Below are 19,688 nucleotides of genomic sequence, written 5' to 3'. Positions count from 1 at the left end.
GGGGTGTAGGGAGGGCGGTTCGACGGCGTTCACGTCCGGAGGCAATCGCGTACCGACGGTGAGGGATGCTTTCCCGGAGGCGTTCGGGCCCGCCCGGCGCACACACGGCACCGCCCGCCGGGGTCGTCCCGGCGGGCGGTGCCGTGCGCGCCTGCGCGGAGGTGCCGCGTCCGGCGGGGGTCAGGCGCGGCGGAAGACCACCGCGATGTTGTGGCCGCCGAACCCGAAGGACTCGTTGATGGCCGCCACGTCGCCCGCGGGCATGTCCCGGGGCTTGTCGCGGACGATGTCCACGGCCACGCCCGGGTCGAGCTCCTCGATGTTGATGGTCGGCGGGATGCGCCCGTCGTGCAGCGCCAGGATGGTCGCGATCGACTCCACGGCGCCCGCGCCGCCCAGCAGGTGGCCGGTCATGGACTTGGTGGAGGTCACCGCGACGCGGTCGGCGACGGAGTCGCCCAGAGCGGTGCGGATCGCGCGCGTCTCGCCCACGTCCCCGGCCGGGGTGGAGGTGGCGTGCGCGTTGACGTGCACGATGTCCTCGGGGGTGAGGTCGGCGTCGGCCAGGGCCTGGGTGATGGCACGGGCCTGGCCGGTGCCCTCCGGCTCGGGCTGGACGATGTCGTAGGCGTCGTTGGTGTAGCCCACGCCCGAGGCGTGCGCGTACACGCGGGCGCCCCGGCGGGCGGCGTGCTCGGCCGACTCCAGGATGAGGATGCCCGCGCCCTCGCCCATGACGAAGCCGTCGCGGTCCTTGTCCCAGGGGCGGGAGGCGTGCTGCGGGTCGTCGTTGCGCGTGGACAGCGCGCGCATGGACGCGAACGAGGCGATGTTGAGCGGGTGGATCGCGGCCTCGGTGCCACCCGCGATCACCACGTCGGCGCGCCCGGAGCGGATCATGTCCACACCGTTGGCGATGGCCTCGGCGCTGGAGGCGCAGGCGCTCACCGGCACGTGCGAACCGGCCCGGGCGGTGTACTCCAGGCTGATCGCGGCGGCGGGGCTGTTGGGCATGAGCATGGGCACGGTGAAGGGGGAGACCCGCTTCCAGCCCTTCTCACGGAAGGTGTCGTACTGCTCCAGGATGGTGAGGATGCCACCGATCCCGCTGGAGACCACCACGCCCAGGCGGATCGGGTCCACCTCGGGGGAGCCGGCGTCCTGCCACGCCTCCTGCGCGGCGATCAGCGCGAACTGCTGGGTGCGGTCCAGGCGGCGCAGGCGCGGCCTGGGGAGCTTCTCGGAGGGTTCCTGCGCGATCTGTCCGGCGAAGTGCACCGGGAGCTTCTCGTGCCACTCCTCCGGCAGCATGCTGATACCGGAGCGGCCGTCGAGGAGCGCGGACCATGTGGTCGCGACGTCACCCCCGAGGGGGGTGGTGGCGCCGAGGCCGGTGACGACGACATCGGTCTTGGACATGATCCGATCGCCCTTCTCGTGGGTCGTTCCCGGCTGCGGGGCCGGGGGCGTTGGCGGATGTGAGGGGAAGCCGGTCGTGGCGGCGGGTCGGGCGGCGGGACGGGGTGGGTCCCGCCGCCCCGAACGGCCTACTTCTGGATGAAGTTGATGACGTCCTGGACCGTCTTGAGGTCCTTGAGCTGGTCGTCCGGGATCTCCACGCCGAACTTGTCCTGGGCGGCGACGGCGATCTCCACCATGGACAGCGAGTCGATGTCCAGGTCGTCGACGAAGCTCTTGTCCGGGGTGACCTCGGAGGCCTCGGTCCCGACGATCTCCTCGATGATCTCGCCGAGGCCCTTGAGGATCTCCTGCTCGGTCTGCTGGGCCATGTCGTCTTTCTCCTTGCTCGGTGATTCGTGTCGGCTCAGGGACACCACGTGAGCCGCGGGCTCGCGGACCCGACTGGCGTGGTGTGACCGCGGGTTCGGGCGGGTGCTCAGGGGATGCGGATCACCTGGGCGGCGTAGACCAGCCCCGCCCCGAAACCCAGGGTGAGTACGGTGCTCCCCGACGGCAGCTCCCCGCGTCCGATCATCCGCGACAGAGCGAGAGGGATGGACGCGGAGGAGGTGTTGCCAGCGGTGACGATATCGCGGGCCACGAGTGCCTGGGGCGCGCCCAGCTTCTTGGCGATGGCCTCCACGATGCGCAGGTTGGCCTGGTGCGGGACGAAGGCGGTCAGCTCCGAGGGCTCCACACCCGCCCTCTCCAGGGCCTCCAGGGCGACCTTGTACAGCTCGGTGGTGGTCCAGCGGAAGACCGCCTGGCCCTCCTGCCAGAGGTACTTGCCCTCGCGCAGGTGGATCTTGGCGGCCCGCTCACCGGAGGAGCCCCACACGACGGGACCGATGCCCTGCTCCTCGGAGGCGGAGACGATCGCGGCCCCGGCGCCGTCGGCGAAGATCACACAGGTGCCGCGGTCGTCCCAGTCCACCCAGTCGCTGAGCTTCTCCGAGCCGATCACCAGCACGTTGCGGGAGCTGCCGCCGCGGACCATGTCCGCGGCCACGCCCAGGGCGTAGCAGAAGCCCGCGCAGGCGGCGTTGAGGTCGAAGGCGCCCGGGGCGGTGATGCCCAGCTTGGCGGCGACCGTGGCGGCCGTGTTGGGGATCTGGTCCTGCACGGTGCAGGTGGCCACGATCACCAGGTCGATGTCCTCGGGGGACAGGCCGCCGGCGGCCAGGGCCTTGCCGCCCGCCGCCACCGCCATGCTGGTCACGGTGTCCTCGGAGCCCGCGATGCGCCGCTCCCGGATGCCCACGCGGCTCTGGATCCACTCGTCGCTGGTGTCGACGCGCTCCTCGAGGTCGGCGTTGGTCACGACCCGGGAGGGCTGGTACTCGCCGAAGGCGGTGATCGACGCGCCTCCGGGAGCTCTCGGGGAGCTGAACATGGTTAGCCTTCCTGGTCGGTGGCCGCGGGGTTCCCGGCGTGCTCCTTGACGAGGGCGCCGGCGCGGTCGAGGTCGTCGGGGGTCTTGACCGCGAGGAGCTCGATCCCGCGCAGGGCGCGCTTGGCCAGGCCGGTGAGCGTGCCCGCCGGGGTGAGCTCGATCATCGCGGTCACGCCCAGGTCGGCCAGGGTCTGCGTGCACGCGTCCCAGCGGACCGGGGAGGAGACCTGGGTGATGAGGCGCTCCAGGTACTCGGGTCCGCTCTCGACCACGGCGCCGTCGGCGTTGGAGAGCAGGCGCACCGTGGGGTCGGAGGGGGACAGGGGGGCCGCGGCCGCCCGCACCCGCTCCACGGCCGGGGCCATGTGCTCGGTGTGGAAGGCGCCCGCGACCGACAGGGAGCGCAGTCGCGCCCGCTCGGGCGGGTTCTCGGCGAAGGCCGCGAGCTGGGCGGTGGTGCCGGCGGCCACGATCTGGCCGGAACCGTTGTCGTTGGCCGCGGTCAGGCCGGCGGCGGCGATCGCCGCCAGCACCTGCTCGCGGTCGCCGCCGAGTACGGCGGTCATACCGGTCTCGGTCCGCGCCGCGGCGTCGGCCATGCCCCGGCCGCGTTCGGCCACCAGGGCCATCGCGTCCTTGGGGGACAGGACACCGGCGATGGCGGCGGCCGTGAACTCGCCGACGCTGTGGCCCGCGACGGCGTCCAGCAGGGAGCCCTCGGCGGGCAGCGCGGGGGAGGGGGCGGCCAGGGGGCCGAGCACGGCGGAGGCCGCGATGAGGCCGGCCCCGACCAGCAGGGGCTGGGCGACCGCTGTGTCACGGATCTCGTCCGCGTCCGCGGTGGTGCCGTAGCGCACCAGGTCCAGCCCGGCGACCTCGGACCACGCCTCGACCTGCGCGGAGACGCCGGGCAGTTCGAGCCACGGGGAGAGGAATCCGGGAACCTGGGCGCCTTGGCCGGGAGCAACGATTACAAGCACGACATCAACCTTGCCCTGTAGGAGATCACCGGTCAGAGGGGGAGGAGCACGAACTTACTCGACACCGTTTGTTGGGACTCCACAAAACGGTGCCGAACGTGCTCCCTCGGACCCGGAACCGGTGGGAGAGGTCACCCTCCGACGGTACGCTGCGCGCGCGCCCGGTCACGCCAGCGGTTCGCGCCCGCCGGGGACACGGGGCGGCCCGCCGGCCGGGTGCCGCGGGATGCGAACCTGGAGAGGTGAACACCGAACCCCACCAGACCCCGGACGACGAGGGCACCACGGCGGACCCGGAGGGCGCACCCGCCTCCGTGCCCACGGAGCAGGAACGCGTGCGCGCCGAGACCGTGCGCCGGCTGGAGCGCTCCATGGGCGCGCTCGGCACGGCCGCCGTGGCCCGCATGGAACAGCGCCTGGGCTGGTTCCGGCGGATGTCGGCCGAGGACCGCTCGTGGATCGGTCTGGTCGCCCAGTCCGGGGTGGCCGCCTTCGTCGACTGGTTCCGCAACCCGGTGCGCGGCCGCCCGGCCATCACCGTCGAGGTCTTCGGCACCGCGCCGCGCGAGCTCACGCGCTCGGTCTCCCTCCAGCAGACCGTCGACATGATCCGCGTGGTCATCGACGTGGTCGAGGGACAGGTGGAGGAGCTGGCCGCCCCCGGCGGAGCCCAGCAGCTGCGCGAGGCCGTGCTGCGCTACACGCGCGAGGTGGCCTTCAGCTCCGCGAAGGTCTACGCGCGCGCCGCCGAGGCTCGGGGCGCGTGGGACGCGCGCCTGGAGGCCCTGATCGTGGACGCCCTGCTGCACGGCGACCAGGAGGACGGCCTCCAGACGTGGGGTTCGGCGCTGAGCTGGTCGCACACCCCGGTCGTCGCGGTGGCAGGGGAGGTCGGAGACGACGACGGCGGCAAGGTCCTGGACGACCTGCGCTCGGCCGCGCGCCGCCTCGGCCACGACGTGCTGGCCGGGATGCAGGGACGCCGCGTGGTCGTGGTGATCGGCGTGGGGGACCGCTACCCGGCGCAGGACCTGCCCGCGGCAGCCGCCGAACCGCTGGCCGGGCTCTTCGGCTCGGGCCCGGTGGTGGTGGGGCCCGCCGTCCCCGACCTGCGGTCCGCGGGGGCCTCGCTGCGCGCCGCGGTCAACGGGCTGCGGGCCGCGGTGGCCTGGCCGGACGCGCCGCGCCCGGTGCTCGCCGACGACCTGCTGCCCGAGCGCGCGCTCCAGGGCGAGGCCGAGGCGCGCAGGCAGCTGGTCGAGGAGGTGTACGTGCCCCTGCTGGGCGCGGGGTCGCCGCTGCTGGACACCCTGTCGGTGTACCTGGAGCACGCCTCGTCGCTGGAGGCCACCGCGCGGATGCTGTTCGTGCACCCCAACACCGTCCGCTACCGGCTCAGCCGGATCGCCGAGCTCACCGGGCGCACGCCCTCCGACGGGCGCGGCTCCTTCGTCCTGCGGGTGGCGGTCGCCCTCGGGCGGCTCGCGCGGACCGACGGCGCCTGATCCCCCGAGGGGAGGCCGGTTCCGGTCACGGCCCCGGGGAGGGGAACCCGCCGCGTAACCTGATCGTTGCCTGCCATGTCAGTCCCCTTATGGAAGTTTCACCAGAGCCGGGTATGTCGGTAACTGGTTGTGTACGCCCGGGGACCACATGAAAAGGGATAGCTTTGTGGTGGGCGGGTTGCCGACGGGACCGTTGAGGCTGCGTCATCCTCGGGCGAAGGTCCCCGCACCGCCCCGTCACGACGTTCTTGGGGGGTCAACGCTGTGGTCGAGCGACCGAGGATAGGGTCCCGGCTCTTCCGTCCGATGATCGATTACGTTCTCGCGCCCACTCAGGAGGGCGAGCTGCGCAGACGGGCGCTGTTCTGGCTCCCCGCGCCGCTGCCCGTGCTGGGCGTGGTCTACCTGCTGGTCGGCGGCCAACTGGCTGCCGCGGGGTGGACGATACTGCTGGCCGCCAGCGTGGGCGTCGGAACGATGCTGCTCGCGCTGGTCGTGCAGCCCACGCCCCTCCCCGAGGGGCTGGTGCCGCAGGTCTCCGCGCGCCGCTCGCTGCACCGCTTCCGCCAGTTCACCGGGCTGCGCATCACGCTGGCCCTGGTCCCGGTGGTGATCGGCGCGGCCGCGTCGGTGATCGGCGGGGGCCTGTACCCGCTGTTCGCCGCGCTGGCGCTGGCCTGGCCGCAGCTGCTGCTGGCCCTGCCCACCTTCTTCACCATCACCAGGGCGCGCCGGGCCATGGAGGCGTGGGGCACCACCGCCTACCTGTGGCACGCGCTGTCGCGCCCGGCGCGGGTGACCTGGCCGGTCCTCACCCCCGCGGCGCGCAACTGGCGCGCCTGGCGGGCCGAGAACGCCCGGCAGGACCGGCGCAAGTCGGAGGAGGAGAAGGCCTGGAAGGAGGCCGTGCGCGAGGAGAGCGAGCAGGCGGGCGACACCGCCGCCGACCCGGCCGCCACGGAGCGCACCCGGCCCATCCGGCCGGTGGACCAGGAGGCCACCGACGTGCTCCCGCACCTGGAGTCCGGGCGCCCGAAGGCGTCTACCGACGCCGACGGGGAGAAGCCGACCGAGGTCCTGCCGCACCTGGGCGCCGCGTCGGGGGCCGGGGAGTCCGGCAGGGAGGTCCGGCCGACCCGGGCGATGCCCCACCTGGACGGGGACGCCGAGGCCGGGGACGACGGGGAGGACGGCGCCAGGGCGGAGGCCGCCCCCGCCCGCACGCCCCGCGGCACGGTGAACCGGGCCCGCCACATCCTGGAGCAGGGCAGCGGCGCCCTCGGGCTCTCGGTGCGCAGGCCGCGGCGCGGCGCCCAGTCCAGCCGGCGCCCGACGCCCAACAAGCCCTGACCTGACAGGCCCCGCCCCGCCCGGGGGCGCCGTCGGCCGGTCCCGGCCCGCGGCGCCCCCGGCGGCGTTTCGCGCCCGCTCCGCCGGCGGGGGCCGCGCGTCGGCGCGGGGTTCGTCAGAGCTCCGCGGTCATGCGCACGTCGGGCAGCGCGTCGCCCCCGCCCCGGGCGCAGTGGTACCAGGCGGCCCGGGCCGCGCGCCCGTCGAAGTCCACCTGGCCCAGGGTGTTGCCGAAGTAGGGGGCCGACCCCAGGTCCCAGCGCAGATCGGGCTCGGGTACCCCCGCCAGCCGCGTCAGCAGCCACCCGATCGCGCGCAGCGGGCGGCTCACCGACAGCCGGACCATGCGGCGCATGCTCGTCGGGGCCTGGTTGCACAGCGGGGACGAGACCAGCTGGGTCACCCGGCTCGCGCCGCCCCCGCGGTGGCGGGCGCGCGCCAGGTAGGAGAAGTGCACGTCCCCGCCCAGGAACAGCACGGTGGCCGGGGCCGGGCCCCGTTCGCCCCGCGAGAGTTCGCCCACGGAGTCCGACAGGCGGCGGAAGGAGTACTGGAAGGCGGCCCAGTGCTCCAGGTCGATGTCCTGGCGCAGCCGCTCGGCGGGCCCCGTCAGCCACCGCCCCCAGGCGCCCGCGCACACCGCCTCGTTCCAGGCCTCCAACCGGTGCACGGCCGGGGGCAGCAGCACGGGGACGGTCGAGGCGACCACGACGTGGTCCGGCCCGCCGGTCAGGTGGCCGTCCAGCCAGTCGTGGCCCTGGGGCCCCAGGATCGACCTGGACCCGTCGGAGGGGTCGCCCTCGCCCAGGGCGCGGGAGCAGCGGGTGTCGGCCATCACGAGCCGGACCCCGCCGAAGTCGTGGTGGTGCCCCCACTGGTAGCTCGACGGCTCGCTGTGGGCCTGCCAGGCGAAGGCGTCGACCAGCTCCTCGGCGTCGCCGTCGGCGTCGCGCACCCGCTTCCACAGCCGGTCGCCCTCCCTCTCCTGCTCGGAGAGGTTGCCCAGGTGCTGGTACACCCAGTAGGAGCCCAGGCCGCTGGTGATGCGCCTGCGCCACCAGGGCCGCCGGTCCATGGCGCGCCGCCAGGCGGCCGAGGTGTTCCAGTCGTCGCGGACGTCGTGGTCGTCGAAGACCATCAGGGTCGGCACGGTGGACAGCAGCCACCGCACCTGCGGGTCGCTCCAGGCCTGCCGGTACAGCTCGGCGTACTCGTCGTAGTACACGACCTCGTCGTCGGGGTCGTCGCGGGCGCCCCCGCGGGCGCGCCGCTCGCGCAGGAACGCGAGCATCGACTCCTGCACCTCGTCGGCGTAGACCTGGTCGCCGATGAGCAGCAGCGCCAGGTTGCCCCCGACCGGTTCGCGGGCCAGCCGCCGGGCCGTGGCGCGCAGCATGTCGGGGCCGTAGCGGACCACGCCCTCGGGGGAGTCGTGGGTGGGCGTGTGACAGGACCCGTACAGCAGCCGCGTGGGCGCCTCCGGGTCCACGGTGCGCACGGTGCTGGGCGGGAAGGAGCTGTCCGGCTCCGGCCAGACCCGGTCCTCGTCCAGGAACACCTCGTAGGGCAGGCGGGAGCCCGGGGCCAGCCCCGCGACCGTGCAGACGGCGTAGTGGTGGCCGTGCACGGTGAAGGTCCGGGCGGTCGCCTCGGCGGCGCCGTCGACCACGACACGCACCGCGCAGGGGGTGTCCGTCTCCACCCACACTGTGGCGGTGGTCTCCCCCGGGTGCCTGAGCAGGGGCCCCAGAAGTAAAGAAGCAGTCACCGTTTCGCCTCCTTTCGACCAGGTTCGCACATGTGGGGGACGAGTATGGCCCCTCGCGGGGCCGAGCGCCATCCACAGCCCGGAGCCGGATGGTTGCACGAGCGCCGCGCCTGCGCGAAGGTGGCGCTATGAGGACACAGATCCTGGAGCTGCACACCGGTGGATCGGAGAGCGTCACCGACATCACCCGCCAGTGCGGCGACTTCGTCGCCGAGGCCGGAGGGGACGGACTGCTCAACGTCTTCGTCCCGCACGCCACGGCGGGTGTGGCGATCATCGAACTCGGGGCGGGGTCCGACGACGACCTCCTCGCCTCCCTGGCCGACCTGCTGCCCGCCGACGACCGTTGGCGGCACAAGCACGGCTCGCGGGGTCACGGCAGGTCGCACGTGATGCCCGCCTTCGTCGCACCCCAGACCACCGTCCCCGTCGTCGGCGGCCGACTCGAACTCGGCACGTGGCAGTCCATCGCCGTGGTGGACCTCAACGTGGACAACCCCGACCGCAGGGTGCGCCTGTCCTACCTCTCGTCCTGACGGGCAAGGTTTGGCAGCGCGTTGACGGAACATGCCGCTAGCGTGTGAACTAGGCCATCAGCGATGGTCAGCGGACCCACGTGTCGGGCGCGCAAACAGCCCGGCGTCGTTGTGACAACTGCTTCGTGCAGGCAAGATTGAGAAAAACCATCTGTGGAGGAGAACTTTCGTGAGCGCGACCGCGGGCCAGGCACAGAGCGAACGCGGCTTGGCTGACCGACTCGGATTCAAGCCGGGTCAGGTGGTGCAGGAATTCGGCTTCGACGACGACGTCGACGAGAACCTGCGCGCATCCATCACCGAACTCACCGGTGAGGAGCTGGTCGACGAGGACTACGACGGCGACGTCGACGCGGCACTGCTGTGGTGGCGGTCCGACGAGGAGGAGGACCTCACCGACGCGCTGATGGACACGGTGACCACCATCGCCGACGGCGGGACCATCCTGGTGCTCACGCCCAAGGCGGGCCGTGACCTGCACGTGTCGCCCAATGAGGTCGCCGAGGCCGCGTCGACGTCGGGCCTCTCCCAGACCAGCGCAGTCAGCATCGGCGCGGACTGGTCGGGTACGCGGCTGGTCGTTCCCAAGCGGTGACGGACACCACCCGCCAAGGGTGAGGCATCCGGTGCCGCGCGTCCCAGAGGCGGGCGCGCGGCGCTGAGGAGTGCCCGCCGACGAAAGGGATCCATGACCGCCCCCGTGGGCGCCCCCGCGCCCGATTTCACCCTCCAGGACCAGTACGGCCAGGACACCTCCCCGGTGCCGGGCCGCCCCGTGCTGCTGGTCTTCTACCCGCTGGCCTTCTCGGGCGTGTGCTCGGGGGAGCTCGCCGAGCTGAGCGCGCGCCACCCCGAGTTCGCCGATCTCGGCGCCGAGGTCATGGCGGTGTCGGTGGACTCCGTCTTCGCCCTGCGCACGTGGTCCGACCGGGAGGGCTACCCGTTCCCCCTGCTGTCGGACTTCTGGCCGCACGGCGGCGTGGCCCGGGCCTACGGGGTGTTCGACCCCGAGCGGGGCACCGCGCGGCGGGGGACCTTCCTGATCGACGCCGGGGGAGTCGTGCGCTGGTCCACCCTCACCGGGTTCTCCGAGCCGCGTGACGTGGACGAGTACCTGCGGCGGCTGCGCGAGCTGGTCTGATGGCCCGTGCGCGGTGATTGCGGCGAAGCGGTATGATCTCGTCCGACGCACGGGCGCGTAGCTCAGTTGGTTAGAGCAATTGCCTTACAAGCAATAGGTCAGGGGTTCGAGTCCCTTCGCGCCCACTCGACTCTGAGACGACCCTGCTCGGGGGCCTTCGGCCGCCTCACCGGGTCGTCTCGTCGTTTCTCCCGGGGGAGACCCCCCGAGGTGCGCCCCTTTGGTCGGGGCCGCGCAGCTCGGCGGGCGGGCGGGGTGCTCTCTCACACCGATGATGAGCCGGACCCCACACGAACCGGGACTCCTGTCAGCGTTGCAGCGTCAGCACCGCGGGCCGGTAGGGCAGGAGGCCGTAGTCGCCTCCGGAATCGGGGGAGCGCCCCTGGTAGAGGAACCTCATGTCGCAGGCATCGACGGTCATGGTCTGGTCGGGGCCGGTGCGGATCAGCTCGCCGTGACTGATGTCGTTGGTCCAGGTGGCGCCGCTGTTGGCCCGGCCCGCGAAGGGGTTGCCCTCGGTCGCGGCCTGCGGCGTCCAGGTGCCGTCCAGACTGGTGGCCGTGAACGAGCGGAAGTAGCGGTGCCCCTGCGCGCCGATGGCCTCGACGATCATGAGGTACCGGTTCGCGCCCTCGACCCTGTAGACCTGAACCGCTTCGAACAGGTTGTTGGTGCTGTCGGACATGACGACCGTCGAGGTCGAGCCGAAGCTGCCCGGGAAGTCGCCGATGGGCATGTCCGCCCGGTAGACGCGGCCGTTGTCCCCGGCGAAGAACAGGTACATGTCCGTGCCGTCGCCGATGAGCGCCTGGTCGATCGGCCCCGTGGAGGAGTCACCGATACTTCCGGAGAAGAGCGTCTGCGGAGCCGACCAGCTGTTCACGTCGGCGGGGTTGGTCGAGGTCCGGTAGGAGAACGCGGGTCCGCCCCACTGGTAGGCGAGCACCCAGACGTTTTTGGGGGCGAAGTAGAAGAGTGTCGGCGCGACGGCCGAGAAGGGCATCGGGTTCTGGCTGGCCGAGCCCATCTGGGACCAGTCCGAGAAGAGGCCGAAGTTCATCGAGCCCCAGGACGTGCCGGTGTCGTGGGTCGTCGCGTAGACGAGGTGCTGGCCGTTGTACGGGGCGTGGGTGAAGTCCTTGAGCGAGGCCCATCCCGGCCTCGGCTGGGCCAGCGGCCCGGTCGACGTCCAGGTGTAACTCGACGGAAGAGCGCACGTTTCGCCTGGTCCCGAGCCGTCGACGCGGACGAGTCGCCACTGCTGGTTGCCGCCGCCCCAGTCGTCGTACTGCACGATGTCGGCACCGTCCGCGGCCGAGGCGCCCTGGACCTCCACGACCTTGGCGCTGTGCCGGTTGACCAGTCGGATGTGCCCGCCGGGTGAGTCCTCCAACCGGAACTGCTGGTTGGCCTGGTCGTGGTCGGTCCACTGGACGATACCGCCGCCGTTGGCGGTCGACCAGTTGTGGACGTCCAGCACCTTGCCCGAATGCCGTGACCGCAACCGGTAGTACCCGTCGCCGGAGTCGACGAACCGCCACTGCTGCTGGTACTGGTCGTTACGGGTCCACTGGGTGATCCGCGCGCCGTCACCGGTGGCCTGGTTGTACACGTCCAACGCCTTGCCGCTGTCGCGGTTCACCAGTACGTACCACGCGTCGGTGTCGACCGTGGCCGCCGCGGCGGGCGCTGGCGCCGCCACGGTGTCGGCGCCGCCGACCGCCATGACCATCACACCGGCGATGAGGACTCGCAGCAGCCATCCTCGCCGCCGTGAGGGCGGTGAGGCCAAAGACCTGCTCAACATAGACATCGTGCTTCCTCCAAGGACCCGGAGCCGCACGACCCGCCCGAGAGGGGCGCACCACGGGTCCCGGACCTTCGTCTCAGGATGTTAGCGCTAACATTTTTTCGGGTGTCCCGGTGTCGAACTCCGGTGCGCGGACTGTCCGAAGGCCGGGTCGCCGTTGTTTCTGCCGTTGAATCTGAGCGAGAACACTCCGGAAGTCAAGCCGTAAATTTCATTAATCTTCCGGAATTTGTCGGGTTCGCCAGTCGGCGCACGTCGAAGCTCCTGGTGGGTTCGCGGAAGCACTGACGCGAAGCGTCCGGATGTGAGCTCGCGGGGCCTGTGGGCTCTGTGCCTCCGCCTGCTCGTCTTGGGTTGGATCGAGCGGTTGTGTCCGTTTTTCCGTCCCGCCGTTTCCGGAAACCCCGGAGTGGTTCGAGCGAGCGCGGAGTCCTCCTCCCCCGCCTCGCGGGGTCGTCGGCGAGGGGCGCCAACCGGTTGCATACTTCGAGGGACTCGATCCCATTTTTTCCGCCGCTGCCATTAAACCCGCAGTTCACGAGCCTGTAATGCTGTAGCAACACTTGTCCCTCTTGCAAGCGTTTGCATTAACCCCCTTGACATGGAAAGCGCTTTCTCTAATGTGAGTTGGGACACCCCAGTGCTCATCCCTACTGGAAAGGCAAGCGGTGAGAAGAACAACCACCCGTCGGCTCCTGTCGACGTTGGCCGCCTCGGCGGTGGTGGCGGCCGGTCTGGCTCTGCCGATGTCCTCGGCGGCCGCGCAGACCGGTAGCGCCACGGGTTACGCGACCCAGAACGGCGGGACCACCGGCGGCGCGGGCGGACAGACGGTACGGGCCACGACCGGAACCCAGATCCACGAGGCCCTGTGCAACCGGGCCAGCTCCAGCACCCCGATCGTCATCGAGGTCCAGGGGACCATCAACCACGGCAACACCTCCAAGGTGTCGGGCGACAGCTGTGACACCGCCGACGACGTGATCGAGCTCAAGAAGATCAGCAACGTCACGATCGTCGGGACCGGCAGCGGAGCCGTGTTCGACCAGCTGGGCATCCACATCCGTGAGTCCAGCAACATCATCATCCAGAACGTCACCGTCCGGAACGTCAAGAAGTCCGGCTCTCCCACGTCCAACGGCGGCGACGCCATCGGCATGGAGAACGGCGTCCGCAACGTCTGGGTGGACCACGTCACCCTGGAGGCGTCGGGCGGGGAGTCGGAGGGCTACGACGGCCTCTTCGACATGAAGAACAACACCCAGTACGTCACCCTCTCCTACAGCATCCTGCGCAACTCCGGCCGCGGCGGTCTGGTCGGGTCCAGCGAGAGCGACCGCTCGAACGGCTACGTCACCTACCACCACAACCGGTTCGAGAACCTGGACTCGCGCGCGCCCCTGCTGCGCGGTGGCATAGGCCACATGTACAGCAACCACTACACCCGGATCCACGAGTCCGGCATCAACTCCCGTGCCGGCGCCAGAGCGAAGGTGGAGAACAACTACTTCGAGGACTCCAAGGACGTCCTGGGCACCTTCTACACCGATGAGAGGGGCACCTGGGAGGTCGGCGGCAACATCTTCGACAACGTCACCTGGTCCAGCCCGGGCGAGGACAGCTACCCCGCCGGGCCCAACCCCCAGTCCACCACGTCGGTGAGCATCCCCTACTCCTACCAACTCGACGACGCCGGGTGCGTGCCGGGGATGCTGGGCCAGATCGCGGGCGCGAACAAGGGCAACCAGGTCTCGGACGGCAACTGCGAGGCGGAGAACCCGCCGGACCCGGACCCGACCGACCCGCCGGACCCGGACCCCACTGACCCCCCGGACCCCGACCCGACCGACCCGCCCGAGGGCACCAACCTCAGCGCCGGGGCCGGAGCCGACGGCTCCAGCAAGGCCAGCGGGACCAGCTACGGCAACGTCGTCGACGGCGACATGGGCACCTACTGGTCGCCGAGCGGCTCGACCGGCCGCATCTCGGTCAAGTGGGGCTCCGACACCACCGTGTCCACGATCAACATCCGCGAGGCGGCCGGGGCCGAGGGCAACATCGGCTCCTGGCGGGTCGTCGACCACGACACCGGTGACGTCCTGGCCACCGGGAGCGGAGCGGGCGTCATCGACTTCGAACCGACGGCGCTGCGCAAGATCAACTTCGAGATCACCGGCTCGAACGGCACGCCGCGCGTCGCCGAGTTCGAGACCTACGCCGGATAGCGGCCCACCCGTGACCGATCCGGCCGGGACCCCCTGAGCCGACCGGACACCGGCCGGTCCGCCCGATCCGTTCGGGCGGACCGGCCGTCGCATGCCGGGGCGTGTGCCGCCGAACGGAGACGGGAAACCCGCTGACGCGGAGCCCGTGCGTGTGCGACCGTGGCCGATGGGCCGGACTCCACGCGGCACGGGCGCACCGGCCCGTCCGGCCGCCCGGAGGGGAGCGCGCATGCGCGTGTACTACGACACCGAGTTCGTCGACCGGGGGCCGGAGCACCCCCTGGTCCTGGTCAGCATCGGCATGGTGGCCGAGGACGGGCGCGAGCTGTACGCGGTCAGCTCCGAGTTCGACCAGGACCTCGTGCGCTCGGACCCGTGGCTGTCCGAGCACGTCTGGCCGCAGCTGCCCCTGCGCGGCGGACCGGAGGGCGCCGTCCTGGACACCGGCCATCCGCACGTGCGCACCCGCGGGGAGATCGCGCGCATGGTGCACGAGTTCCTGCGCGACACCCCCGAACCGCAGCTGTGGGCGTGGTACGGCTCCTACGACCACGTGCTGCTGTGCCAGCTGTGGGGAACGCCCAGGGAGATGCCGCGCGAGGTGCCCTTCCTCACCCACGACCTCAAACAGGAGGCGGTCCGGCTCGGGGACCCGAGGCTTCCGCCCCAGAAGTCGGGGCTGCACCACGCCCTCGCCGACGCCCGGCACCTGATGCGGCGCGCGCGGTGGCTGCGGGAGCACTCCTGACCCGCGCCTCTCCTGCCGAGGGCCCTCCCCGGGCCCGGCCAGCGCCAGGCCGGCCCCGGTGACCGTCCGAGCCCCGGGGCGGTCCGCGCCCGTGTCCGGATACCCGGGGCATCGGGATTTCCCCGTTATCCGGGTGCCCGGGGCATCCCACCGTAGGATGGGTGGACGCCGAAGCGAGGGGAAGCACGATGGTCCGGCTCACCAGGGCGCAGCGCCAGGCCCGCAACCGGGCGCGCGTGCTGTCCGCGGCCGGGGACGAGTTCGCCGAGCACGGTTTCCGCGACGCCAAGGTCGACCGTATCGCCGAACGGGTCGACCTCACCCGGGGCGCGGTCTACTCCAACTTCCCCGGCAAACGCGCCCTGTACCTGTCGGTGCTGGCCGACGCCGCCGAGCGCTCCGCCGACGCCGCCCGACCCGAACCCGGGCACAGCGCCCGCACGGCGCTGGGCGCGCTCGCCCGCGCCTGGGCCTCCCGGCTCCCCACCACCGGAGAGTCCTCGCTGACCGGGACCGCGCTTCCGCCCGAGGTCCTCTCCGACGAGCCCGTCCGGAGCGCCTTCGCCCAGCTCATGCGGTTGAACGCACTCCTGCTCGGCCTGTCCCTGGAGGCGTTGGCGCCCCCGTCCGACCCCGGCGGACGCCGGGTGCGCGTGGCCGGGACCGTGCTCACCACCCTGTACGGGACCGGCCAGCTGGTCGGTGTCGCGCCCGGCTTCGCGGACCCCTTCGCGGTGGTGCGCGCCTGCGAGCGCCTGGCCGACCTGGACCTGGAGGACGCCTGGCCGCCGCCCCACCTGGAGCACGTGCGCCAGGCGGTGCCCGCCGACGAGGAGTGGTCACCGCCGGAGGCCTTCGACGCGGTCCGCAGGCGCGCCGTGTCCCTGGCCGGGGACGGGATCGTGGCGGTCCTGGGCACGCACCGCCTCGAAGCGGCGGAGGAGGCGCTGCGCTCCGCGCCCGCGGGCTCCCCGGTGACCGCCGTGGTGGTCACCGGGGACCCCGACGAACTGACCCCGCTCGCGCGGCTGGCCGTGGCCGACCTGTGCGGCTGCCTGCGCCAGGCCTTCCCCGAGCGGGCCTGGCCGCGCCTGCGCGTGGTGTTCGACCCCTCCGGTGAGATCGCCGCGGCCGCGGGCGTGCCCGTGGTCGGCGACGCCACCGAGAGCGCCGTCCGCGTCGCCGGCGGCCGGATCACCGCCCGCTCCGACACCCGCGGCGCGGGCCACGCCGTCGCCGCGCTCCTCGGCGAGCGGGCGGGCCGCCGGTAGACGGCCCCCGGCCAGGAGGCCCGGTCGGCCGTCCCCGACCGGCACCCCGCGAACGGGGAGGCCCGCCTCGGGGCCTCGTCCCCAGGGGCCCGTCCAGCGGTTGCGGCCGCTCCGGCGGCTCCGGAGTTCACGGGAGCCGCGGCGGCCGACCGGTTCAGGAGGGCCCCGTCCCCGGTCCCTCCTCCGTGTCCGGGCCCGGCGCCGGAGACCGACCGCCCAGGGCGCGCAGCACCCGCGCCCCCTCCGGCCCCGCGCCCGAGGCGCGGGCCCGAGCCGCCTCGGCCGAGCCGAACCCCGCCACCGTCCAGGCCGCGACCTCCTCGCGGGGCACGCCCGCGTCCCACCACGCGCACATGAGCGCCAGCGCGTCGCGGCCGTCCCCGGCCAGCGCCGCGCCCTCCCGCGGGGAGAACCCGATCGCCCGGTACACCCTGGCCTGCGCGGGGTCCACTCCCGCGCGGGCCCACGGCACGGCGTCGGCGCCGTCCCAGCCCGTGTCCAGGTAGGCGCGCGCGGTCACCGCGGGCACCCCCGCCGACAGCAGTGCGTCCAGTGTCTGGGCCTGCTCCTCGCTCAGGTCCAGCCCGGGGGCCCGCCGTACCGGCAGCAGGGCCCGCAGCAGCCGCCGGGGCCGGGGGCGCTCGCCCGCCAGGTGTCGTTCGGCGGCCTCGGCGGGGGAGTAGCCCAGTTCGTGCCAGCGCACGGCCTCACCCGGGGTCATCCCCGCGCGGAGCATGGGCCGGACCGTGTACGGGGTCATCCCGGCCGCGCGCCACTCCAGGGCGGGGCCGGGCCGGTACACGCCGCTGCCGCGCCAGCGCTCTGCGGCGTCCAGCACGAACCCGGCGTCGATCCAGCGGCGGGCGTCCGCCACGGTGAAACCGCGCGCGGTCCACAGGTGCAGGTCCTCGGGTCCGGGTTCGTGGTCGTCGAACGCGACGTTCATGGTCTCCTCCGTTCGTCGGGGCCCTCAGCGGGGCCCGGGTTCGTGGGCGGCGCCGCGGCGTGGACACCGGCGCCCGTCCGTTCGTGTCGGGGGTCGGCGGGCAGGGGCACGACGTGGGCCCAGTCCGGCGGCGGTGGTGGCGCGGCCGGGCCGCCGACCAGCCCGACCGCGACCGGTACCGCCGGAGGCCGGTCCGGCCAGGGCGTGTGCCCGTCGGTGAGCACCAGCAGCAGGTCCGGACGGGGACGCGCAGCCACCGCCGCCGCGATCCCCTCGCGCAGGTCGGTGCCCCCGCCCCCGACCAGCCGGATCTCCTCGGCCCGGCGCACCGTCTGCACGGGGTGGGCGCGCAGGTCGCAGCAGACCACCCGCAGCCGTCGGCCGGGGCCGCAGACCCGGGCGAGCACGGCGGCGGTCTCGGCCAGGAACAGCTCCAGCACCGGGCCCGGAACGCTGCCGGAGGTGTCCACCACCACGGCCACCTCCGGCGCCGGGGCGACCATCGACGGCAGCACCGCGGTTCCGCCGCGGACCCGCGGTCCGGGACGGCGCGAGGGGCGCCGGTAGGAGAAGTCCGTCCGGCCCGCGGCCCGGTGCGCGCCCCGCCGCACGACCGCGCCCAGCCGGGCCCGCCAGTCCACCGACGGGCGCAGCCGCTCCCGCGCCCACCGCAGCCACCCGCCCGGGATCCCGGTCCGCGCGGCGGCCCGCGCGGTGATCTCCCGGGCCAGCGCCAGCTCCAGCAGGTCCCGCTCCAGGCTGTCCAGGCCGCCGGAGGCCGCCGCCGACGCCGTCGTTCCCCGCGTCCCGTGGACGGCTCCGCCGCAGTCCACCGGGTCGGCGACGCTCCGCCCGCCCCGGGAGTGGGCCTCCTCCAGCACCTCGATCAGCGACACGTACTCCTCGGCCAACCGACCCTCCGGCAGGCCCAGCGCCCGCGGCGAGAGCACCCCGTCCGGGGTGGTCAGCCCGTCGGCCTCCAGGTCGTCGTTGACCTCGGCGTCCGCGGCCCGGTTCCACAGGCGCGCGTCCCGCTCGGAGACCCCGCTCCCACCGGAGGCCGGACCGAAGGTCCGCCCGTACCCCGGCCCCGCCCTCCCCGGGACGGACCCCTCGGAGTCCGGGGAGCGTTCGGCGTGGCGGCGGACCAGGTGTCCGATCCCGTGCAGCAGCCACCAGCCCAGCTCCTCCACCGGGGTCGCGGCCACCGTGCCGGGGTCCAGGTGCACGTTCCACCGGGTGTCGGCGGGCAGTGCCCGAAAGTCCGGGTCGGCCACCGGCTCGCCGCCCTCCCCGTCCAGGCGCGGCTCCAGGACGACCGGGGTGAGCGCGAACAGCGCGTGCGCCAGGTACGGGGCGCGCGCTGCCGCCCACAGCCGCGCCGACGCGAACCGTTCCAGGGTCAGGGCCCGCCGGTCCCGCGCGCTCACGGCAGCATCCCCGCCGAACGCAGGGCCGGGGCCAGGTCGAGCAGGGCCCGGGGTGTGGCCGTGCCCTCCGGCCGTCCGGCGGCCAGGGTGCGTGCGGCGGTCGCCGCCACGTCCGGGACGGTCCGCGCCACCCGGGCCACGACCTCCCAGGACCGCTCCCAGACCTCGGCGCCCCCGTCGGCGACCACGTGCGCGGCCAGCGCGCCGAGCAGGGCGTACAACCGGTCCGCGCGGTCGGGCAGCGCGGCGGAGGGGTCGGCGAGCAGTTCCTCGGGGGAGGGCAGGTCCAGGGCGCGCAGCCACGACAGCGCCTCGAAACCCGCGGCCTCGCCCACCGCCCCGACCACCAGGGCGGCCACGGCCTCCCGCGTGCCGGGGTTGGCCCGGCCGGCCGCGAGGGCCACCGCCGCCATCTCCCAGCTGCGCGGGCTCGGCCAGCCGCGTCCGGAGCGCTCGGGGGAGTCGGGGACCGACAGCACGAGTTCGGGGCGCACCCGCAGGAACGCGCCCACGGTCGCCCGGGCGGCGGCCACGCGCGCGGGGCCCGGCGGTTCGGGTCGGTGCGGTTCGGAGGCGAAGCCGTGGACGAACCCCTCGGCCACGTCGGCGGCGCCGACCTCCCAGTCCAGGTGGACGAGCCGGTTGGCCAGGGGCGCGGACAGCTCCCAGCCGTCGGCGGCCAGCCCGGGCGGGTTGGCCGCGGCGACCACGCGCACCCCCTCGGGCAGGGCGAGGTCTCCCACGGCGCGTTCGAGCACCACGCGCAGCATGGCCGCCTGGACCGCCGGGGGCGCGGTGGTCAGCTCGTCGAGGAAGAGCAGGCCCGAGCCCCGCGCGGCCAGGCGCTCGGCCCAGCGAGGGGGAGCGAACCAGGTGCCGTCGTCGCGGACGACGGGCAGCCCGGAGAAGTCGCTGGGTTCGCGGATGGAGCCCACCACCACCTCCACGGGCAGCTCCAGCGCGCGGCCCAGCGCCGTCACCGCGGAGGTCTTGCCGGTCCCCGGCGCACCCCACAACAGGACGGGCAGGTCGGCGCGGACGGCGAGGGCGAGCGCCGTGCGGACGGTGGAGTGGGACGTCATCTGATCCTCCCGGGGTGTGCGGGCAGGGCGGAGCGGCGCGTG

17 protein-coding genes and 1 tRNA gene are annotated in these 19,688 nt (G+C 73.3%); 9 read left to right on the top strand and 9 right to left on the bottom strand.

Going from position 1 to position 19,688, the window contains the following annotated elements; genetic code table 11:
- Nucleotides 1-180 precede the first annotated feature (180 nt).
- From fabF to EV372_RS00895, 4 genes are all read right to left on the bottom strand, one after another.
- Complete coding sequence (gene fabF / locus EV372_RS00910) at nt 181-1,419, bottom strand: beta-ketoacyl-ACP synthase II (RefSeq protein WP_013153969.1); 1,239 nt, start codon at nt 1,417-1,419, stop codon at nt 181-183.
- Between the two features lie 128 nt (nt 1,420-1,547).
- The gene (locus tag EV372_RS00905) at nt 1,548-1,790 is read right to left on the bottom strand and encodes an acyl carrier protein (protein ID WP_013153968.1); all 243 of its coding nucleotides are present in this window, start codon (nt 1,788-1,790) and stop codon (nt 1,548-1,550) included.
- Nucleotides 1,791-1,897: 107 nt separating this feature from the next.
- The gene (locus EV372_RS00900; RefSeq protein WP_130394355.1) at nt 1,898-2,854 is read right to left on the bottom strand and encodes a beta-ketoacyl-ACP synthase III; all 957 of its coding nucleotides are present in this window, start codon (nt 2,852-2,854) and stop codon (nt 1,898-1,900) included.
- Nucleotides 2,855-2,856: 2 nt separating this feature from the next.
- Nucleotides 2,857-3,834 carry an ACP S-malonyltransferase gene (locus EV372_RS00895; protein ID WP_130394354.1) on the bottom strand — a complete coding sequence of 326 codons (978 nt, stop codon included), beginning with the start codon at nt 3,832-3,834 and terminating at the stop codon, nt 2,857-2,859.
- Nucleotides 3,835-4,076: 242 nt separating this feature from the next.
- Here EV372_RS00895 and EV372_RS00890 point away from each other — a divergent pair, with 242 nt between their 5' ends.
- A complete protein-coding gene (locus EV372_RS00890; RefSeq protein WP_130394353.1) occupies nt 4,077-5,339 on the top strand; it encodes a helix-turn-helix domain-containing protein in 1,263 nt (420 codons plus the stop codon).
- Between the two features lie 306 nt (nt 5,340-5,645).
- Nucleotides 5,646-6,689, top strand: coding sequence for a hypothetical protein (locus EV372_RS00885; protein WP_130394352.1), 1,044 nt, complete (start codon nt 5,646-5,648; stop codon nt 6,687-6,689).
- Nucleotides 6,690-6,804: 115 nt separating this feature from the next.
- On the opposite strand, the gene EV372_RS00880 is transcribed toward EV372_RS00885, so the two are convergent.
- On the bottom strand, nt 6,805-8,457 hold the full coding sequence (locus EV372_RS00880) for an alkaline phosphatase D family protein (RefSeq protein ID WP_130394351.1): 1,653 nt from the start codon (nt 8,455-8,457) through the stop codon (nt 6,805-6,807).
- Between the two features lie 128 nt (nt 8,458-8,585).
- Here EV372_RS00880 and EV372_RS00875 point away from each other — a divergent pair, with 128 nt between their 5' ends.
- The 4 genes from EV372_RS00875 (at nt 8,586) to EV372_RS00860 (ending at nt 10,259) form a co-directional block, all read left to right on the top strand.
- Entirely contained in the window at nt 8,586-8,993 is a 408-nt protein-coding gene (locus tag EV372_RS00875; RefSeq protein WP_019610553.1) for a secondary thiamine-phosphate synthase enzyme YjbQ, read from the top strand.
- A 169-nt stretch (nt 8,994-9,162) separates the two neighbouring features.
- Complete coding sequence (locus EV372_RS00870) at nt 9,163-9,588, top strand: DUF3052 domain-containing protein (protein WP_061080051.1); 426 nt, start codon at nt 9,163-9,165, stop codon at nt 9,586-9,588.
- A gap of 93 nt (nt 9,589-9,681) precedes the next feature.
- The gene (locus EV372_RS00865; protein WP_130394350.1) at nt 9,682-10,134 is read left to right on the top strand and encodes a peroxiredoxin; all 453 of its coding nucleotides are present in this window, start codon (nt 9,682-9,684) and stop codon (nt 10,132-10,134) included.
- A 51-nt stretch (nt 10,135-10,185) separates the two neighbouring features.
- Nucleotides 10,186-10,259, top strand: a tRNA-Val gene (locus tag EV372_RS00860).
- A 182-nt stretch (nt 10,260-10,441) separates the two neighbouring features.
- Here EV372_RS00860 and EV372_RS00855 read toward each other — a convergent pair.
- Entirely contained in the window at nt 10,442-11,866 is a 1,425-nt protein-coding gene (locus EV372_RS00855; RefSeq protein WP_130398692.1) for a non-reducing end alpha-L-arabinofuranosidase family hydrolase, read from the bottom strand.
- 746 nt (nt 11,867-12,612) lie between these two features.
- Between EV372_RS00855 and EV372_RS00850 the strand changes: the two genes are divergently transcribed.
- The 3 genes from EV372_RS00850 (at nt 12,613) to EV372_RS00840 (ending at nt 16,188) form a co-directional block, all read left to right on the top strand.
- The gene (locus EV372_RS00850; RefSeq protein ID WP_130394349.1) at nt 12,613-14,169 is read left to right on the top strand and encodes a pectate lyase family protein; all 1,557 of its coding nucleotides are present in this window, start codon (nt 12,613-12,615) and stop codon (nt 14,167-14,169) included.
- 229 nt (nt 14,170-14,398) lie between these two features.
- Nucleotides 14,399-14,917 carry a 3'-5' exoribonuclease gene (locus EV372_RS00845; protein WP_130394348.1) on the top strand — a complete coding sequence of 173 codons (519 nt, stop codon included), beginning with the start codon at nt 14,399-14,401 and terminating at the stop codon, nt 14,915-14,917.
- A gap of 188 nt (nt 14,918-15,105) precedes the next feature.
- Nucleotides 15,106-16,188, top strand: a complete 1,083-nt coding sequence (locus tag EV372_RS00840) for a TetR/AcrR family transcriptional regulator (RefSeq protein ID WP_130398691.1) — start codon at nt 15,106-15,108, stop codon at nt 16,186-16,188.
- A gap of 154 nt (nt 16,189-16,342) precedes the next feature.
- Here EV372_RS00840 and EV372_RS00835 read toward each other — a convergent pair whose 3' ends face one another.
- From EV372_RS00835 to EV372_RS00825, 3 genes are read right to left on the bottom strand one after another with little or no spacing between them, the layout of a single operon-like run.
- Complete coding sequence (locus EV372_RS00835; protein WP_130394347.1) at nt 16,343-17,134, bottom strand: hypothetical protein; 792 nt, start codon at nt 17,132-17,134, stop codon at nt 16,343-16,345.
- Complete coding sequence (locus tag EV372_RS00830) at nt 17,131-18,564, bottom strand: DUF2201 family putative metallopeptidase (RefSeq protein ID WP_130394346.1); 1,434 nt, start codon at nt 18,562-18,564, stop codon at nt 17,131-17,133. The genes EV372_RS00835 and EV372_RS00830 overlap by 4 nt, the downstream gene beginning before the upstream one ends.
- A complete protein-coding gene (locus tag EV372_RS00825) occupies nt 18,561-19,646 on the bottom strand; it encodes an AAA family ATPase (protein ID WP_130394345.1) in 1,086 nt (361 codons plus the stop codon). Before EV372_RS00825 ends, EV372_RS00830 begins: the two co-directional genes overlap by 4 nt.
- Nucleotides 19,647-19,688 lie beyond the last annotated feature (42 nt).

It is taken from the genome of Nocardiopsis sp. CNZ308 (genome assembly GCF_004217075.1).
This window is presented reverse-complemented; position numbering and strand designations above follow the sequence as displayed.

Coding starts and splice junctions, on each gene's coding strand:
- fabF (WP_013153969.1), bottom strand. CDS start 1,419: ATGTCCAAGACCGATGTCGTCGTCACCGGCCTCGGCGCCACCACCCCC.
- EV372_RS00905 (WP_013153968.1), bottom strand. CDS start 1,790: ATGGCCCAGCAGACCGAGCAGGAGATCCTCAAGGGCCTCGGCGAGATC.
- EV372_RS00900 (WP_130394355.1), bottom strand. CDS start 2,854: ATGTTCAGCTCCCCGAGAGCTCCCGGAGGCGCGTCGATCACCGCCTTC.
- EV372_RS00885 (WP_130394352.1), top strand. CDS start 5,646: ATGATCGATTACGTTCTCGCGCCCACTCAGGAGGGCGAGCTGCGCAGA.
- EV372_RS00875 (WP_019610553.1), top strand. CDS start 8,586: ATGAGGACACAGATCCTGGAGCTGCACACCGGTGGATCGGAGAGCGTC.
- EV372_RS00865 (WP_130394350.1), top strand. CDS start 9,682: ATGACCGCCCCCGTGGGCGCCCCCGCGCCCGATTTCACCCTCCAGGAC.
- EV372_RS00855 (WP_130398692.1), bottom strand. CDS start 11,866: ATGGTCATGGCGGTCGGCGGCGCCGACACCGTGGCGGCGCCAGCGCCC.
- EV372_RS00845 (WP_130394348.1), top strand. CDS start 14,399: ATGCGCGTGTACTACGACACCGAGTTCGTCGACCGGGGGCCGGAGCAC.
- EV372_RS00840 (WP_130398691.1), top strand. CDS start 15,106: ATGGTCCGGCTCACCAGGGCGCAGCGCCAGGCCCGCAACCGGGCGCGC.
- EV372_RS00835 (WP_130394347.1), bottom strand. CDS start 17,134: ATGAACGTCGCGTTCGACGACCACGAACCCGGACCCGAGGACCTGCAC.
- EV372_RS00825 (WP_130394345.1), bottom strand. CDS start 19,646: ATGACGTCCCACTCCACCGTCCGCACGGCGCTCGCCCTCGCCGTCCGC.